This window comes from Glycomyces mayteni, from assembly GCF_042428885.1.
Taxonomy (GTDB): Bacteria; Actinomycetota; Actinomycetes; order Mycobacteriales; family Micromonosporaceae; genus Glycomyces; species Glycomyces mayteni.
The window spans coordinates 707,731-723,489 of the sequence record NZ_JBHMBP010000001.1 but is presented as its reverse complement, the minus strand read 5'-3'; the positions used below and the strand labels follow the sequence as shown (position 1 = coordinate 723,489).

General features: G+C 72.4%; 15 protein-coding genes. 9 read left to right on the top strand and 6 right to left on the bottom strand.

The genetic code is table 11. The features are described 5' to 3' along the window. Window positions 1-30 precede the first annotated feature (30 nt). Genes ACFFXY_RS03425 through ACFFXY_RS03415 form a run of 3 tightly spaced genes read left to right on the top strand, consistent with a single transcriptional unit; the run spans window position 31 to window position 3,541 of the window. On the top strand, window positions 31-1,530 hold the full coding sequence (locus ACFFXY_RS03425; protein WP_382345868.1) for an MmgE/PrpD family protein: 1,500 nt from the start codon (window positions 31-33) through the stop codon (window positions 1,528-1,530). Then, the gene (gene prpB, locus ACFFXY_RS03420) at window positions 1,530-2,426 is read left to right on the top strand and encodes a methylisocitrate lyase (protein ID WP_382345866.1); all 897 of its coding nucleotides are present in this window, start codon (window positions 1,530-1,532) and stop codon (window positions 2,424-2,426) included. Before ACFFXY_RS03425 ends, prpB begins: the two co-directional genes overlap by 1 nt. Continuing rightward, window positions 2,423-3,541 (top strand): bifunctional 2-methylcitrate synthase/citrate synthase, encoded by a 1,119-nt coding sequence (locus tag ACFFXY_RS03415; RefSeq protein WP_382345864.1) that lies wholly within the window; start codon window positions 2,423-2,425, stop codon window positions 3,539-3,541. The genes prpB and ACFFXY_RS03415 overlap by 4 nt, the downstream gene beginning before the upstream one ends. A 48-nt stretch (window positions 3,542-3,589) precedes the next feature. Here the strand turns inward: ACFFXY_RS03415 and ACFFXY_RS03410 are convergent, their stop codons facing one another. Genes ACFFXY_RS03410 through ACFFXY_RS03395 form a run of 4 tightly spaced genes read right to left on the bottom strand, consistent with a single transcriptional unit; the run spans window position 3,590 to window position 8,617 of the window. After that, on the bottom strand, window positions 3,590-5,458 hold the full coding sequence (locus tag ACFFXY_RS03410) for a glycogen debranching N-terminal domain-containing protein (protein ID WP_382345862.1): 1,869 nt from the start codon (window positions 5,456-5,458) through the stop codon (window positions 3,590-3,592). Continuing rightward, entirely contained in the window at window positions 5,455-6,306 is an 852-nt protein-coding gene (locus ACFFXY_RS03405; RefSeq protein ID WP_382345860.1) for a carbohydrate ABC transporter permease, read from the bottom strand. The genes ACFFXY_RS03410 and ACFFXY_RS03405 overlap by 4 nt, the downstream gene beginning before the upstream one ends. Continuing rightward, window positions 6,303-7,364, bottom strand: a complete 1,062-nt coding sequence (locus ACFFXY_RS03400; protein ID WP_382345858.1) for a carbohydrate ABC transporter permease — start codon at window positions 7,362-7,364, stop codon at window positions 6,303-6,305. Before ACFFXY_RS03400 ends, ACFFXY_RS03405 begins: the two co-directional genes overlap by 4 nt. A gap of 2 nt (window positions 7,365-7,366) precedes the next feature. Beyond that, window positions 7,367-8,617: a sugar ABC transporter substrate-binding protein gene (locus ACFFXY_RS03395; RefSeq protein WP_382345856.1), complete on the bottom strand. Its 1,251-nt coding sequence runs from the start codon at window positions 8,615-8,617 to the stop codon at window positions 7,367-7,369. A gap of 123 nt (window positions 8,618-8,740) precedes the next feature. Here ACFFXY_RS03395 and ACFFXY_RS03390 point away from each other — a divergent pair, with 123 nt between their 5' ends. The 5 genes from ACFFXY_RS03390 to ACFFXY_RS03370 all read left to right on the top strand — a co-directional run bounded on the left by ACFFXY_RS03390 (window position 8,741) and on the right by ACFFXY_RS03370 (window position 13,222). Beyond that, window positions 8,741-9,724 carry a LacI family DNA-binding transcriptional regulator gene (locus ACFFXY_RS03390; protein WP_382345854.1) on the top strand — a complete coding sequence of 328 codons (984 nt, stop codon included), beginning with the start codon at window positions 8,741-8,743 and terminating at the stop codon, window positions 9,722-9,724. Between the two features lie 53 nt (window positions 9,725-9,777). After that, a complete protein-coding gene (locus ACFFXY_RS03385; protein ID WP_382345852.1) occupies window positions 9,778-10,131 on the top strand; it encodes an ArsR/SmtB family transcription factor in 354 nt (117 codons plus the stop codon). Next, window positions 10,128-10,598, top strand: coding sequence for an SRPBCC domain-containing protein (locus ACFFXY_RS03380; protein WP_382345850.1), 471 nt, complete (start codon window positions 10,128-10,130; stop codon window positions 10,596-10,598). The genes ACFFXY_RS03385 and ACFFXY_RS03380 overlap by 4 nt, the downstream gene beginning before the upstream one ends. Window positions 10,599-10,656: 58 nt before the next feature. After that, window positions 10,657-11,553, top strand: a complete 897-nt coding sequence (gene ligD, locus ACFFXY_RS03375) for a non-homologous end-joining DNA ligase (protein ID WP_382345848.1) — start codon at window positions 10,657-10,659, stop codon at window positions 11,551-11,553. A gap of 133 nt (window positions 11,554-11,686) precedes the next feature. Next, on the top strand, window positions 11,687-13,222 hold the full coding sequence (locus ACFFXY_RS03370; RefSeq protein WP_382345846.1) for a pectate lyase family protein: 1,536 nt from the start codon (window positions 11,687-11,689) through the stop codon (window positions 13,220-13,222). Between the two features lie 63 nt (window positions 13,223-13,285). On the opposite strand, the gene ACFFXY_RS03365 is transcribed toward ACFFXY_RS03370, so the two are convergent. Both ACFFXY_RS03365 and ACFFXY_RS03360 read right to left on the bottom strand, forming a co-directional pair. Next, on the bottom strand, window positions 13,286-14,146 hold the full coding sequence (locus tag ACFFXY_RS03365) for an alpha/beta fold hydrolase (protein ID WP_382345844.1): 861 nt from the start codon (window positions 14,144-14,146) through the stop codon (window positions 13,286-13,288). A gap of 12 nt (window positions 14,147-14,158) precedes the next feature. Beyond that, window positions 14,159-14,728, bottom strand: coding sequence for a GNAT family N-acetyltransferase (locus ACFFXY_RS03360; protein WP_382345842.1), 570 nt, complete (start codon window positions 14,726-14,728; stop codon window positions 14,159-14,161). Window positions 14,729-14,823: 95 nt separating this feature from the next. Here ACFFXY_RS03360 and ACFFXY_RS03355 point away from each other — a divergent pair, with 95 nt between their 5' ends. Then, a complete protein-coding gene (locus ACFFXY_RS03355; RefSeq protein ID WP_382345840.1) occupies window positions 14,824-15,753 on the top strand; it encodes a GntR family transcriptional regulator in 930 nt (309 codons plus the stop codon). Window positions 15,754-15,759: the final 6 nt, after the last annotated feature.

Sequence of the window (15,759 nt, the reverse complement as noted above, 5' to 3'; positions counted from 1 at the left end):
CCCTCCCGCCGCACTGCAAGGAGCCGTCGAGTGATCACCCACCGCGTCCGCACCCACGCCTCCCGCGAGGACCTGGCGAAGGAGGACCAGCTCGCCTGGAAGCTCGCCGCGGCCGCGGTCGACCCGGTCCCGGTGGAGCGGGAGGTCGCCGAGATGATCGGCAACCGCGTCATCGACAACGCCGCGGTCGCCGCCGCGTCGCTCGCGCGCCGTCCCGTGGCGAGCGCCCGCGCGCAGGCCCTCGCGCACCCGTACACGCCGGGAGCGGCCGTGTTCGGCCTCCCGGCCGCGTTCCGCTCCTCGCCGGAGTGGGCGGCGTGGGCGAACGGGGTCGCGGTGCGGGAGTTGGACTTCCACGACACGTTCCTGGCCGCGGACTACTCGCACCCGGGCGACAACATCCCGCCGGTGCTCGCGGTCGCGCAGCACCGGGGCCTGGACGGGCGGGCGCTCGTGCGCGGCATCGCCGCCGGGTACGAGGTCCAGGTGGACCTGGTGCGCGGGATCTGCCTGCACGAGCACCGGATCGACCACATCGCGCACCTCGGGCCCTCGGCGGCCGCGGGGATCGGCGCGCTCCTGGACCTGCCCGTGGAGACGGTGTACCAGGCGATCGGGCAGGCGCTGCACACGACGACCGCGACGCGGCAGTCCCGCAAGGGCGCGATCTCCTCGTGGAAGGCGTACGCGCCGGCGTTCGCGGGCAAGGCCGCGATCGAGGCCGTGGACCGGGCGATGCGCGGCGAGGGCGCCCCGTCGCCGATCTACGAGGGGGAGGACGCGGTGATCGCGCGGCTCCTCAGCGGCCCCGACACGGTCTACGAGGTGCCGCTTCCCGCTGCGGGCGAGGCGAAGCGGGCGATCCTCGACACCTACACGAAGGAGCACTCGGCGGAGTACCAGTCCCAGGCGCTCATCGACCTGGCCCGCCGCATGGCCCCGCGCCTGGACCTCGCCCGGGTCCGCGAGGTCGTGATCCACACGAGCCACCACACGCACTACGTGATCGGCACGGGCGCGCAGGACCCGCAGAAGACCGACCCGGACGCGAGCCGCGAGACCCTCGACCACTCGATCATGTACATCTTCGCGGTGGCCCTGGAGGACCGCGCGTGGCACCACGAGCGGTCCTACACTCCCGAACGCGCGCACCGGCCTTCGACGGTGGACCTGTGGCGGAGGGTGCGCACGGTGGAAGACCCGGAGTGGACCGCGCGGTACCACGACCCGGACCCGGGCAAGCGGGCGTTCGGCGGGCGCGTCGTCGTCACCCTCGACGACGGCACGGTCGTGGAGGACGAGCTGGCCGTGGCGGACGCGCACCCGGCCGGGGCCCGCCCGTTCGGGCGCGAGCAGTACATCGCGAAGTTCCGGACCCTCGCCGAAGGCGTCATCGACGAGGCCGAGCAGGACCGGTTCCTCGACCTCGCGTGCCGCATCGACGCGCTCGACGCGAACGGCGTCCGGGCCCTCAACCTCGCCGCGCCGCGCGGCGCGCTGACCGAACCGACCGCGAAGGGGCTCTTCTGATGCCGACTCCGTCCGAGAAACGCCGCCGCCTGCGCGAGGGCCTCGCGTCGGGGCGGCTCCAGCGCCTCCCCGGGGCGTTCTCGCCGCTCGCCGCGAAGGCGGTCGCGGACCACGGCTTCGACGGCGTGTACGTCTCGGGCGCGGCCCTCGCCGCCGACCTGGGGCTGCCCGACATCGGGCTGACCACGCTCACCGAGGTCGCGGCCCGCGGCGGCCAGATCGCCCGCGCCACCGACCTGCCGACGCTGATCGACGCCGACACCGGCTTCGGCGAGGTCTCCAACGCGGCCCGCACGATCCGGTCCCTTGAGGACGCCGGGCTCGCGGGCTGCCACATCGAGGACCAGGTGAACCCCAAGCGCTGCGGGCATCTCGACGGCAAGGCCGTGGTGCCCGCGGAGGAGATGGTCCGGCGCGTCGCCGCCGCCGTGAAGGCCCGCACCGACCCCGACTTCGTGGTCTGCGCCCGCACCGACGCCCGCGCGATCGAGGGCCTCGACGCCGCGATCGACCGCGCGAAAGCCTATGTGGATGCCGGGGCGGACATGGTGTTCCCCGAGGCGATGCGCGACGAGTCCGAGTTCGCGGCCTTCCGCGCGGCCATCGACGTCCCCTTGCTCGCCAACATGACCGAGTTCGGGACCTCCCCGAACCTCACCGCGGCGCAGCTGGAGGACCTGGGCTACAACCTGGTCATCTGGCCGGTCTCCAGCCTGCGGGCCGCCATGGGGGCCGTGGACGAGCTGTTCGCGGCGCTGAGCGCCGAGGGCACGCAGGCGTCCGTGGTGGGGCGCATGCAGACCCGCGCCCGCCTCTACGACCTGGTCGACTACGCGTCCTACAACGAGTTCGACCAGGCCCTCTTCGACTTCGAGATCCCCGGGAGGGACCGATGAGCACCGATGTCCGCAAGGGCCTGGCGGGGGTCGTGGCCGACACGACCGCGATCTCCGAGGTCGTGCCCGAGACGCTGTCCCTGACGTACCGGGGCTACCCGGTGCAGCAGCTCGCCGCGTCCCGCTCGTTCGAGGAGGTCGCGCACCTCATCTGGTACGGCGAGCTCCCGGACGCGGCCCAGCTCGCGGCCTTCGCCTCCCGCGAACGCGCACAGAGGGAGGTGACCCGCTCGACCGTCGGCGTGGTCGACCGCGTCCCCGACGGCTGCCACCCGATGGACCTGCTGCGCACCGCCGTCTCCAGCCTCGGCGCGGAGGACCCCGCCGAGGACGACAACCGGCGCGTCTCCAACCAGGCCAAGGCCGAGGCGCTGTTCGCGAAGCTCCCCACCGTGATCGCCCACGCCCACCGGCGGCGCCACGGCCTGGAGCGGATCGCGCCCGACCCGTCGCTGGGCTGGTCGGCGAACTTCTTCCACATGTGCTTCGGCGCCGTCCCGGCCCCGGAGGTGCTGCGCTGCTTCGAGGTCTCGATGATCCTCTACGCCGAGCACTCCTTCAACGCCTCGACGTTCACCGCCCGCGTCGTCGCCTCCACGCTCTCCGACATGTACTCGGCCGTGACCGCCGCGATCGGCGCCCTCAAGGGCCCGCTTCACGGCGGCGCGAACGAGGCCGTCATGAAGATGATGCTCGACATCGGCGAGCCCGAGAGGGCCGCCGACTGGCTCGCGGAGCGGCTGGCCGCCAAGGAGAAGGTGATGGGGTTCGGGCACCGCGTCTACAAGGACGCCGACTCGCGCGTGCCCACCATGAAGGCCGCCCTGGTCGACATGGCGGCCCTGACGGGCGGCGGGAAGTGGGTGGCGATGTACGAGGAGCTGGAGTCGGCGATGCTGGCGGCCAAGGGCATCCACCCGAACCTCGACTTCCCGGCCGGGCCCGCGTACTACCTCATGGGCTTCGACATCCCGATGTTCACGCCGCTGTTCGTCATGGCCCGCATCACCGGCTGGACCGCGCACATCATCGAGCAACTCGATGCGAACTCGCTGATCCGGCCGCTCTCGGCCTACACCGGCCCGAGCGAGCGCCCGGTCCCGGCCGCCGTATGACGCTGGTGCTCCCCGGGGCCCGCCCCCTCTGCGGGCCCCGGGGAAGCGCTACGCCCCGCGGGCGATCTGGAGGCAGGTGATCGCGGCCGTCGCCGACCACGCCTGCGGGCGGCACGCCGCCGGGTAGGGGACCGGCCGGTCCCGCTGCGCGCGTGAGAAACCCGCGTGCAGCTCCGGCATCCGGAACCCGAAGCCCTCCGCGGCGTGCAGGAGCCCCTCGACCACGACCGCGGCCTCCTCGCGGAGTCCGGCGCGCGCCATGCCGTGCGCGACGATCGCCGAGTCGTGGGCCCACACCGCGCCGCCGTGGTAGCTCAGCGGCCAGAACCCGGCCGCGCCGCTCGACATCGTGCGGACCCCGTAGCCCGAGCTCATCGACTCCCCGACGAGGAGCCGCGCGATGGCCGCCTCGTCTGCCCCGCTGACGATCCCGGTGCCGAGGAGGTGCCCGATGTTGCTGGTGAGGGTGTCCACGGCCCGCCCGTCGCGGTCGAGCGCGATGGCCGGGTAGCGGCCTTCAATGGTGGTGACCCAGAAGCGCTCGTTGAAGCGCTCGCGCAGCCGCGCGGCCCACTCGCGCCAGGACGATCCGTCCTCGCCGAACGCGTCCAGGAGGTCCGCGGCGCCCGCGGCGGCCTCGTGCGCGTACCCCTGCGCCTCGCACAATGCGATGGGGCCCTTGGCGAGCCGCCCGTCGCGCCACTGGATCGAGTCGCCGGAGTCCTTCCAGCCCTGGTTCGACAGGCCCTTGCCGTTGCGGTCGAAGTAGGAGAGGAACCCGTCCTTCGCGGCCGCCGCGGCGATCCACTGGAGGGCCGCCCGCAGGTTCGGGACCAGCTCGGCGACCTCCTCGCGCGGCATCCCCGCGCGCCAGGCGTCCACGAGCAGGCACACCCACAGGGCCGTCGCGTCCACGGTCCCGTAATAGAGCGGCGGGAGCGTGATGTCCTCGCCGGGCATGCGGAAGACGGTGGCGCGCAGCTCGTGCGCGATCTTCCCGGGCTCCTCCTCGGTCTCGGCGTCGTCCGCCTTCCCTTGCAGGCGTGCGAGGACGCGGAGCGTGGAGGCCGCGATCTCGACGTCGACCGGGAGCATCATCCTCGCGGCCCACAGCGAGTCGCGTCCGAAGAGGGTGAAGAACCAGGGCGCCCCGGCCGCGAGGAAGTCGTCCCCGGGGTGCTCGGGGAACGCCAGGCGCAGCGCGTCGAGGTCGTCGAGGGCCGTGGCGGTCCAGCGGGCCAGCCGCCCGTCGACGCCGGCGGTGTCGACGGTCCAGCCCGCCGGTTCGGCGGCGGCCTGCACGACCAGGCCCGGGTCGCTCACCTTCATGCCCCAGTGGAGCACCACGGACTCGCCGCGCCCCAACGCGAACGGCCACTCCAGGACCAGCGCGCCGTCCTCGATCGACCAGGTCCCGGCGTCGGCGGTCATCGCGAACGACGCGTCGCCCGCGGCGACGACCGCCGAGGACCCGTCCACGTCCGCGGTCCACGCCGCGGCCCTCCCGTGCCCGGACTTGACCTCCTGCAACGGCGCGAAGTCCGGTTCCACGATGAGCCTGAGCACCGCCGCGACCTCCCGGTCCACCACCGACGCGACGGTGACCGCCTCGCCGAGGACCCCGTCACCGACCGTCCGCTCCCGGCCGAGGCGCAGGTGCGGGTCCGGCGTCGGGTCGTCCACGCCCCGCAGGACCGCGTCGAAGGCGACCATGCGAGCACCGCGGGCGGAGTTCGCGATCGCTTCGGGCGCTTCGCCCTCGACCTCGATTCGCAGGCCCCGGGCGAACCGGCGGTCGCCGTGGAACAGGCCGTCGATCGGGGCGGTCATCGCGCCGTCGGGGCGCGACCACGCCTGCGTGGGCGCGTGCAGCGCGATGACGGCGTCGTGCAGGAAAGGCTGGCGGCCGGGGGTCATCCCTTGACGGCTCCTTCACTCGTGTTCATGATGTGCTTCTGGAAGACGAAGAACAGCACCGCGACCGGGATCGTCATGATCGCGGCGGCCGCGAGCTTGACCGGGTACTGCGTGCCCTGGCTGAGCTGCCCGGACGCGAGCGAGGCCACGCCCTTCGTGAGCGTCGTCAGCTCGGGCGACTGGGTCGAGACGATGAAGTGGCTCAGCTCGTTCCACGACCCCTGGAACGACAGGATCACGATCGTGACCAGCGCCGGGCGCGCCATCGGCAGCACCACGGACCAGAACACCCGGAACGTCCCGGCCCCGTCGATGCGCGCCTGCTCCTCCACCGACACCGGAATCGACTCGAAGAAGCCCTTCATGATGAAGACCCCCGCCGCGTCCACCAGGAGCGGCAGGATCATGCCCGCGTAGGAGTCGTAGATCCCGAGCTGGTTGAGCACCAGGAACTTCGGGATGAGCAGCACCACCGATGGGACGGCCATGACCGCGACGATGAGCGCGAACACCAGGCCCCGGCCCCGGAACCTGAGCCGCGCGAGCGCGTAGCCCGCGAGCGACGCGAAGAACACGCGGCCGATCGTGACGGCGATGGTGACGACCGCGGAGTTGGCGAACCACAGCGGGAAGTCCGAGCGGGTGAACAGCCGGTCGTACGCGGCGAACGTCCACGTCTGCGGCCACAGGGACACCGCGTTCGCGGCGGCCTCCGCGTCCGGTTTGAACGAGGTCGCGATCTGCACCAGGAACGGGAAGACGTACACGACCGCGAGCGAGACGAGCACGGCGTACAGCACGGCCTGCCCGATGCGGGGCCGCTGCCTGCGGACGGATGCGGCGGTCATGCCTTCGCCCCCTTCGCGAGGCGCCCCGCGAGGCGCTTGGAGGTGTCCCGCTCGCGCAGGAGCCACCGCTGGAGCAGTGTGAACGCCACGATGATCGCGAAGAGCACGAACGAGATCGCCGCGCCCTGGCCCCACGCCTGGTCGGTGAAGGCCGCCTCGTACGACAGGTACGCGGGCGTCACCGTGGTCTTGCCGGGCCCGCCCTGCGTGCCCGTGTAGATCTGGTCGAACACCTGCCAGCACCCGATGAGCCCCAGCGTGAGCACGGTGAACAGCGCGGGCCGCAGCTGGGGGAGGGTGATCCGCCAGAACCGCTGCCAGGCCGTCGCGCCGTCCATCCAGCCGGCCTCGTCGAGCTCAGGCCCGATGTTCTGGAGCGCCGCCAGGAACAGGAGCATGAACGTCCCGCTGGTGGTGAACACCGCCATGAGGATGAGCGCGCTCATCGCGACCGACGGCCCCGACAGCCAGTCCCACCACGTCACGCCCAGGAAGTCCGAGCCGGTGAGGAACGCGGGCCCCGTCCCGCCGCCGAGGGCGACGTGGACGATCCCGCGCGGGTCGTTGAACCAGTTGGGGCCGTTGACGCCGATCCACCCGAGCACCTGGTTGACCGCGCCGGAGGTGGAGAACAGGAACAGCCACAGCACCGTGATCGCCACCGAGCTGGTCACCGACGGGAAGTAGAACGCCGTGCGCAGCAGGCCCCGCCCGCGCAGCACCGCCCGGTTGACCAGGACCGCCAGCAGCAGCGACAGGCCCGTCTGGAGCGGGACCACGAGCAGCACGTACCAGGCGTTGTTGCGCATGGCGATCCCGAAGTTCCGCTCCGCGAGCCCGCCCCCGGAGGTGATCGCCTCGTAGTTGTCGAGGCCGACGAACCCGACGCCGGGCGCGAGCGGCGACCCGCGCCCGGTCCAGTCGGAGAAGCTCACCCACAGGGCCATGAGCACCGGCACGAGCATGAACAGCCCGAGCACGACGATCACCGGGAGCGTGAACAGCCACCCGGCGCGGCCGTCCCCGCGGCGCGCCCGGCGCGGTGCTGCGACGGCCATGGTCAGCCGACCACGGCTTCGAGGTTGCCCTGCACGGTGGCGAGGATCCGCGCCGGGTCGCCCGTGGCGAGCGATTCGAGCTGCGCGTTGAAGTCCGAGACGACCTCGGCGGAACCGGCCGCGGTCGGCACGCCGGTCGCGTAGTCGGCGCCCGCGAGGAACGCGGCGAGCTCGGGGTTCTCGCCGCTCCAGGTGCCGGCCGCGGACTGCACGGACGGCATGGGGCCGAAGGCCTCCGAGAACGCGAGCTGCTGGTCGGCGCTGGTCAGGTACTCCACGAGGTCGAGCGCGGCCTCCTGGTTCGGCGAGTCCGCGGCCATGCCCCAGCAGTTCGTGAACTGGAGGGTGCCCTGCCCGGCCGGGCCCGCGGGCATCTCCACGACCTTGTAGTTCACGTCCGGGAAGTCGGCGGACAGGCCGCCGGTGATCCAGTTGCCCTCGACGGTCATCGCCGCGAGCCCCTTGCCGAACGCCTCGCCGCCCCATCCGGCGCCGAGGTCGGCGGCGTAGGCGAACGTGCCGTCCTCCAAGTGGCCCTTGACGTATTCGAGCCCCGCGAGGTTCTCCGCGGAGTCGGCGACCGCGGTGGTCCCGTCCTCGGAGACCAGGCGCCCGCCCGCGCCGGCCATGAACGCGCCGACCCGCTGGTACTCCGCGCCGAACGCCAGGCCCGCGGTGCCGTCCGTGGTCAGGGCCGCGGCGGCGGCGTCGAGCTGGTCCCAGGTGGTGGGGATGTCGGCGTCGGTGAGGCCCGCCGCGTCCCACAGGTCCGTGTTGATGACGAGCGCGAGCGTCGAGGAGTCCTTGGGCGCGCAGTAGAACTCGCCGTCGAGGGTGAAGTTCTGGACGAGGGAGGGGTAGAAGTCGTCCTTGTTCGCGAGCAGGTCGCCGTACGGTTCGAGGGAGCCGTTCGCGGCGTACCCGGCGAGCTTCTCGGGGGCCAGGTAGAACAGGTCGGGCGGGGAGCCCGCCGCGAAGCCCTGCGAGAGCTCCTGGTCCATGTTGGTGGCGGCGACCGCGGTCGCCTCGACGCCGGACTCCTCGGACCAGGCCGCGAGCGCGGCCTCGATCGCCTGGGTCTCGGCCTCGCCGCTGGCGCCGTAGAGGATCGTCAGGCCGTCGTCGGAGGAGGTGAGGCCCTCCGCGTCGTCGTTCTCGGTGTCGTCGAAGCCCTGGCCGCACCCGGCGAGGGCCAGCGCGGCGGCTACCGCCGCGCTCCCCGCCGCGAGGGCGGTGCGTCTCCTGCTGCTCACGGTGAATCTCCTTTGATCCGCGATGATCGACCGACCAGTTTTGGATCGATCAATTTTTATTGGAACGATCATACGATAGGCTCGTCCGCGAGTGAACGTCAAGTGCGACGGGAAGGGCCCGCAATGCCGGAACGGAAGGCCGCGACGATCGGGGACGTCGCGCGCGAAGCGGGCGTCTCCCGCCAGACCGTGAGCAACGTCGTCAACTCCCCCTCGATCGTCAAGGAGTCCACGCGGCTCAAGGTCCAGGCCGCCATCGAGGCCCTCGGCTACTCCCCGAACGCCCTCGCCCGGCGCCTGCGCACCCAGCGCACCTCCACGATCGCCGTCAAACTCGACCCCTACTCCGGGGGCGTCTCCGGCGTCGTCCTCGACCGCTTCGTCCACGCCCTCACCGAGAGCGCCGCCGCCCGCGGCCTCCGCGTCCTCCTCTACGCCGCAAGGACGCTGGAGGAGGAGCTGCGCCACCTCGACGAGCTGGCCGACGCCGGGGAGGTCGACGCGATCGTCCTCACCGGCACCTCCCGCGGCGACCGCCGCGCCGCCCGCCTCCTCGAACGCGGCGTGCCGTTCGCGGCCTTCGGCCGCCCCTGGGGGACCGAGGCCGCGGCCCACCCGTGGGTCGACATCGACGGCGCCGCGGGGACCCGCGGGGCCACCGCGCACCTCCTCGACCGCGCCGGGGAGCGCGTCGCGTTCCTCGGCTGGCCCGCCGGGTCCGAGAGCGGCACCGACCGCGAGCGCGGCTGGCGCGAGGCGATGGGGGAGCGGACCGCGCCGCGGCTCACCGCCGAGGACGGCGTCGCCGAGGGCCAGGAGGCCGTGAAAGCGCTGCTGCCGAACGGGATCGACGGCCTCGTGTGCGCCAGTGACGCCCTCGCGATCGGCGCGCACCTCGCCGCCGTCCAGGCCGGGCGGCCCGAACTGCCGATCGTCGGCTTCGACAACACCGCCGCCGCGGAGGCCCTCGGGATCTCCAGCGTCGAGCAGCTCCCCGAGCGCGTCGCGGCCGGCATCCTGGAGATGCTCATGGGCCCGGAGGGGAACAAGGTCGTGCGGCAGGAGCCGAAGGGCCTGCTCGTGGAGCCCCGGCTCATCGTCCGCTAGAAAAAAATACTTAGCCCTTGCGCTAAGTGTTTTCTCGCGCAATACTTAGCCGTATGGCACAGTATTCGGAGGCGCCCGGCGGCGCGACCCTCGACGGCGTCTTCACCGCGCTCGCCGACCCCACCCGCCGCGAGGTGGTCCGCCGCCTCGGGCGCGGCCCGATGAGCGTCGGCGACCTCGCCCGCGGGTTCCCGATGACCCTCCCCTCCTTCATGAAGCACGTGCGGACCCTGGAGGCGAACGGCCTCATCCGCACCGCCAAGACCGGCCGGGTCCGCACCTGCGCGCTCCGGCGCGAGCGCCTCGCGCTCGTGGACGACTGGCTCGCCGAGCAGCGGCGGGTCTGGGAGTCGCGCACCGACCGGCTGGAGCAGTTCGTCACCGATCCCGAGGAGCACCAGTCATGAACACCGAACTCGACCTCAGCATCGAGCGCGTCATCCGCGCGCCCCGCGCCGCCGTGTGGCGGGCCTGGACCGACCCGGCCCGCTTCGAGCAGTGGTGGCTCCCGGCCCCGTTCGCGTGCCGCGTCGAGCGCTTCGACGCCGTGCCCGGCGGCCCCATGGTCACCAGCATGAGCGAGGACGGCGAGCAGTTCGTCCCCCACATGGACGCCGCGTTCCTCGTCGTCGAGGACGGCGAGCGCATCGTCTTCACCAACGCCATCGACAGCGCCTGGCGCCCGGCCGAACCCGAGCCGGTCGCCATGACCGCCGAGATCACGTTCGCCGACGCCCCCGAGGGCACCGCCTACCGCGCGCTCGTGCGCCACGGCAGCGCCGCCTCGCGCGACCGCCACGAGGAGCTCGGCTTCCACGAGGGCTGGGGCGCGGTCGCCGACCAGCTCGCCGCGCTGGCCGAGCGGGGGGAATGAGCGCCCGTTTACGGCCGCGACCTGCGGGTACACCTCCGGCTCTAGGAGGTGTGCCCGCATGGCATCGGTCACGGTCGCGGGTCGCGACATCACGGTCTCGCGGCCCGGCAAGGTCCTGTTCCCCGACGACGGCCTCACCAAGGGCGACCTGGTCGCCCACTACGAGGCGGTCGCCGAGGCGATGGTCCCGCACCTCGCGGGCCGCCCGCTCACGATGCGCCGCTACCCCGACGGCATCGGCGGGCCCGGCTTCTTCCAGAAGGACGCCTCCGACCACTTCCCCGACTGGGTCCGCACCGAGGCGGTCCGCTCGCGCACCGACGGGGGCACCGTCCACTACGTCGTCTGCGACGACGCGGCGACGCTCGTCTACCTCGCGAACCAGGCCGCGATCGAGTTCCACGTCTGGACGGCCACCGTCGAGGACCTCGAACGGCCCGACCGGCTCGTCATCGACATCGACCCGCCCGACGGGACCGACCACGCGGTGCTCCACAAGGTCGCCCGGCGCCTGCGCGACGTCTACACCGAGATCGGCCTGACCCCGTACGTGCAGGCCACCGGCGGGCGCGGCTACCACGTCGCGGCCCCGCTCGACCGCTCCGCCGGGTTCGAGGCCGTGCGCGAGCTCGCCCTCGCGGTCGCCGACCGCCTCGCCGCCGAGGACCCGGACCTGCTCACCACCGCGCAGCGCAAGAACAAGCGCGGGGACCGGATCTTCCTGGACGTCAACCGGAACGGCTTCGGCCAGACCTTCGCCGCCCCGTACACGCTCCGGGCCCGCCCCGGCGCGGCCGTGGCCACCCCGCTCGACTGGGACGAGCTCGGCCGCTCGCGCCCCGCGAAGTACACGCCGGAGAAGATCCGCCGCCGCCTCACCCGCAAGGCCGACCCGTGGTCGGCGATGGACGCGCACGCCGCGTCGGCCGAGGAAGCCCTGGAGAACCTGGGCTGACGCCCGCCGCGGACCCCGCACAACGCCCTCGACAGAAAGTTGTGCAATCGGTTGCCCAAAACCCTTGCTTTCCGGAAAGGGCTTTCCCTAGACTCATTGAAACATGTCAATCCCTACCCCTAGGAGCTCGGCGATGAGACGATCGCTAGCACTCAAGGTCGGTACGGTGGCCGCGGCGATGGCCGTGGCCGTCGCGGGCATCGCGTTCTCGACCACCGGCGCCTCGGCGCAGTCCAACGCGGCCACCGGCTACGCCACGCAGAACGGCGGCACCACCGGCGGCGCCGGCGGCGCGGTCGTCCGCGCCACGACCGGCACGCAGATCCATGCGGCCCTGTGCAACCGGGCCTCGACCAGCACCCCGATCATCATCCAGGTCGAGGGCACCATCAACCACGGGAACACCACGAAGGTCTCCGGCGACAGCTGCGACACCGCCGCGGACCGCATCGAGCTCAAGGGGATCAGCAACGTCACGATCCTCGGTGTCGGCGCGGGCGCGACCTTCGACCAGCTCGGCATCCACATCCGCGACTCCAGCAACATCATCATCCAGAACGTCACGGTCAAGAACGTGAAGAAGTCCGGCTCCCCGACCTCCAACGGCGGCGACGCCATCGGCATGGAGTCGAGCGTCCGCAACGTGTGGGTCGACCACACCACCCTCGAAGCCTCCGGCGGCGAGGACGAGGGCTACGACGGCCTGTTCGACCTCAAGGACGACACCAAGTACGTGACGCTCTCGTACTCGATCCTGCGCAACTCCGAGCGCGGCGGCCTCGTCGGCTCCAGCGACAGCGACACGGCGAGCAGCTTCATCACCTACCACCACAACCTGTACCAGAACCTGAACTCCCGCATGCCGCTCCTGCGCGGCGGGACCGCGCACTCCTACAACAACCACTTCACCGGGATCGTCGAGTCGGGCATCAACCCCCGCGTCGGCGCGAAGATCAAGGTGGACAACAACTACTTCGAGGACTCGAAGGACCCGCTCGGGACCTTCTACACCGACCTCATGGGCTACTGGCAGGTCAGCGGCAACACCTTCGACAACGTGACCTGGTCGTCCCCCGGCACCGACAACCACCCGGCGGGCCCGAACCCGACCTCCACCACCACGGTGTCGATCCCGTACTCGTACAGCCTCGACAGCGCCGCGTGCGTCCCGTCGATCGTGTCGAGCACCGCGGGCGCCAACAAGGGCCTGAAGACCTCCGACGGCTCCTGCAACGTCCAGACCCCGACGAACCCGCCCACCACCGGCAACCCCACGGACCCGCCGACCACCGGGAACCCGCCGACGGGCGCCAACCTGAGCCTCGGGGCGGGCGCCGACGGCACCTCCAAGGCCAGCGGCACCAGCTACGGCAACGTCATCGACGGCTCCGCCTCGACGTACTGGTCCCCGAGCGGCACCACCGGGCGCGTCTCGGTCAAGTGGAGCTCCGCGAAGACGATCGACACGGTCGTCATCAAGGAGGCCTCCGACGCGGCCGGGCGCATCGGCTCCTGGCAGCTCGTCAACAACGACACCGGCGCGGTCCTCGCCTCGGGCACCGGCGCGGGGACCATCTCCTTCACCGCCACGTCCCTGACGAAGGTCAACTTCGTGATCGTCTCGGCCTCCGGCACGCCGAAGATCACCGAGTTCGAGACCTACGCATAACCCCGGCGACGGGACCGGAACGAGGACGCCCGGAGCAGTCCGGGCGTCCTCACTCCTTGCTCCCTACTTCCCTGCGCGCGAGGCGATCCCGGCGAGGAGCGCCGCGACCTCCGGCCGCGAGAACGGCCCGACGTGCGGCAGCGGCAGCGAGTGCACCTCGGTCGGGTTGTGCGGCGTGAGCCGGTCGGCCTCGGCGATGAACCGGTCCTGGAGCGCGGGCGGGATGAGCCGGTCCTCGGTGAACCGCACGTACGTCCGCGGGATGCGGCCCCACTTCTCCGCCTCGACCCTGGTCTCCGCCAAGGGGATCGCCGCGGGCTCGTCGGGCTGGAACAGGTTGAGCACCCGCAGCAGCTCCTCGTCGCTGAACCCGCCCGCGAGGCAGTCGCGGATGCCGTCCAGCAGCACCGGGTCGGCGGTCCGCCAGTTCACCCGCGCGACGCCCAGTTCGGCGGGGTCCCCCGCGACGGCCGCGGTGACCTTCGCGATGAGGCTCCCGGCGTTCTCCGGCTCGGCCAGGTACGCGGCCATGCTCGGCAGCTCCACCGGGCAGTACGCCGCCATGTAGACGAGGTGGTCCACCAGCTCCGGGACCTCGTTCCCGACCCGGCTCAACGTGACCCCGCCCTGGCTGGAGCCCACCAGGACCACCGGCCCGTTCCGGCGGGCGCGGCGCACGATCCCGATCGTGTGCTCCGCGTAGTCGTCGAGCGTGAGCCCCGCCAGCGGCGACGGCTCCTTCGCCAGCGCCGCGGGGTCCTGCGGCGCCTGGTACGACCGCGGGTAGAACCCGTCGATCCCGTGGCCGGGCAGATCCACTGCGACCGTGGGGTACCCGCGGAGGGTCAGCTCGGTGGTGAGCCCGACCCAGCTGAACGACGAGACGTGCGTGCCGTGCACCAGCACGACGGTGGGGTTTGACATGGCCTGTGCTCCTTACGAATCGGTGGCGGCGGGTTCCCGCCGCATCGGTTGGACCGCCGGAGAGTCCTCCACTCGCACCGGTCCGCCGAGGTCGGCGAACCCGTGCCGCAGGTAGAGGGCCCGGCTGCCCGGTGAACTCGCCTCCAGGTACGCGGGGAGCCCGTCCCGGTCGGCCCTCGCCAGCCGGTCCCGCAGCAGCGCCGACCCGATCCCGCGGCCCTGCGCGGGCGGGACCACGCCCATCACGGCGAGGTAGACGTGCGGCCGGTCCACCGGATGCCTCGCGGCCAGCGCGGCTCCGAGCGCGAACAGCCGCGCCAGGGGCCCGCCGGGCGGCGCGTCCCCGGCGTCGAGGCGCTCTCCCGCCTTGAGCCGCAGCCAGATCGCGGCGCCCTCGCCTCCGGCCGCATAGGCTTCGGCGCCCGGATGGCCGAGGAAGGACCGGTAGAACCCGTCCTGGTAGGCCGCGCGGCGGTCCTCGTCGGGGAACAGCCAGGCGGCGAGCGGATCGGCGGCGAACGCCGAGGCGAGCGTGTCCATGAGCCCGCCGGCGTCGGATGCGTACACTGTATCGATGTCCACGTGTTCAAGACTCACACGGAGAACTGAAGCAATACAAGGTCGAATGCCGCGAAGTGTCCCACCACAGCGGCGATCGACCTAGTACACTTCACGCCATGGAACCGCCGTACCGCCAGATCGCCGCCGAACTGCGGGCGGGCATCGCCGCGGGGGATCTGCGCCCGGGGGACCGGGTGCCCTCGGTCAGGCAGATCGCCCAGCGCTGGGGCGTCGCGACCGCGACCGCGAACCGCGTCATGGCCGTCCTGCGCGACGAGGGCCTGGTGACCACCAGGGTCGGCGCGGGCACCGTCGTGAGCGACCGGGCCGAACCGGCCCCCGCGCCGGCCCCCGCCCCGCGGGTCAAGCCCGCCCGCAAGGGGAGCCTCCCGCCGCCGCTCACCCTCGCGCGCATCAGCGCTCAAGCCGTCGAGATCGCCGACCGCGAAGGGCTGCAAGCGGTCACGATGCGCCGCGTCGCCGCGGACCTGCACGTCGGCCCGATGTCCCTGTACCGCCACGTCGCCACCAAGGAGGACCTCCTCCTCGCGATGATCGCCGCGATCGCCGCCGAGCGGCCCCTCCCCGGGCCCCCGGCCGACTGGCGCCGCGGCCTGGAGCGGATCGCCCGCCTCCAATGGGACCTCTACCGCCGCCACCTGTGGGCCGCCCGCGTCATCTCCTTCACCCGGCCCCTGCTCGTCCCGGCCCTCGCCGCCTACACCGAGTGGACCCTCAGCGCCCTCGACGGCCTCGGCCTCTCGCCCCGCACCTGCGCCCGCGAGGCCCTCGCCCTCCACGCCCTCGTCAACACGGCCGCCCTCGCCCTCGCCGCCGAGTCCGAGGCCGAACTGGAGACCGGCGTGACCCTCGACCGCTGGCACCGCGCCCAGCGCCCGCGCACCGACTCCCTCCTTTCACCCGCCGACTTCCCCCGCCTCGCCGCGGCCCCCCAGGACGCCTTCACCGACCTCGAAGCCCTCTTCGAGTACAGCCTCACCCGCCACCTCGACGGCTTCGCCGCCCTCCTCCACGACCGCCGCTGACCCGTC